A 1309-nucleotide genomic window follows, 5' to 3' on the forward strand; every position below is an offset into this window, starting at 1 on the left:
AGTAATTCCATTCAGATGGCCTCTGCGACTGTTTATCTCGCATACGAATGGATCTTCTCGCCGATCTTCCCCACTCCAATTTTTTGCGCGAAGCCAGCACCAATCAGCCCGTCAAGCCGGGGACAAACTGAAGCCAGTTACACGTCCTGGTGATACCGATCAATAATACGCTTGACTCATATTATCGGACTTAAAACATTTGTTGCAATTACCGTCGTATTGCGTTAGGCATTGATAAAGCGCCCATTCAGCAAGAAATGGGACGCTCAACGTTTGGGAACAGACCGCCGGGTGCTCACCGCGCCGGTTGTCGAAATGGGAAGGATCCGGCCGCTACTACGCACCACAGCCGATGGCACGAGGCAGGCGCGGGTTTCCTGCGGACGGGCTGTCAGGGGCGTGATCTCGTGTAGCGGCGCTTATGCCTTCGGCAATTGGAATCCGCTTGCATCAATGAGCAAGGGAGCAACAGAGGGAGAACGAAAATGAGCTTTCTAATAGATCGCAGGCGCTTCATGCAGGCGACATCATCCGTCATCGCGGTGGGAGCGTTGTCCTCCGTAACCGGTCGCGCGCGGGCCGCGTCCACTGGCGAACTGACAGTCAACATGAGCGGCGGCAATTGGGGCGACGCGGTGATGAAGGCGTATGTAAAGCCTTTCGAAGAGGAGACTGGCGTCAAAGTCACACCTGTGTTGGCGGATTTCACATCGACGCAGATCGCGATGATGGTGGATACTAAGAACGTTTCAGCCGATATCGTTAATTTGGGCCAAACGCACGTTCACCCGCTAAGCGCAAAAGGGTATCTTGAGGCGGTTGATTATTCCGGTTGGAAAAAGGACGACTTGGACGCAATCGCTGATTATGCGAAACAACCGAACGGCTTTGCCTCCTACGTGTATTCTTACAACATGGTGTGGAATACTAAGAAATTCCCCGCAGGGAAACCGCGACCGACGTCGTGGGCCGAGTTCTGGGACGTGGAGAAATTTCCTGGCGTCCGGTCCCTCTTTTCCGGGGAATATGGAACTGGTCCTTGGGAAGAGGCCCTGCTGGCCGACGGGGTTCCTTTGGATAAACTATATCCGCTGGACATTGACCGAGTCTTCTCGAGCCTCGATAAGATCAAGCCGCACATTCGCAAGTGGTGGACGGGTGGATCGGAGATCCTCCAGATTATGCGGGACAACGTTGCAGACGTTGTGCAGTCCTACGACGGTCGGGCGCTTTCCCTTATCGATGAGGGCAGCCCAATTGAGATCAATCGGAACCAGGCCAAGCTGACAACCGACTACTGGGTCATTCC

General features: G+C 54.2%; 1 protein-coding gene. It reads left to right on the plus strand.

Annotation, left to right across the window (positions count from 1 at the left end):
* Positions 1 to 485: 485 nt before the first annotated feature.
* The coding region (locus A3AY_RS0109920; RefSeq protein WP_018325527.1) for an ABC transporter substrate-binding protein at positions 486 to 1309 on the plus strand (824 nt) is incomplete at its 3' end.

The organism is Rhizobium giardinii bv. giardinii H152 (genome assembly GCF_000379605.1).
Classification (GTDB): Bacteria; Pseudomonadota; Alphaproteobacteria; order Rhizobiales; family Rhizobiaceae; genus Pararhizobium; species Pararhizobium giardinii.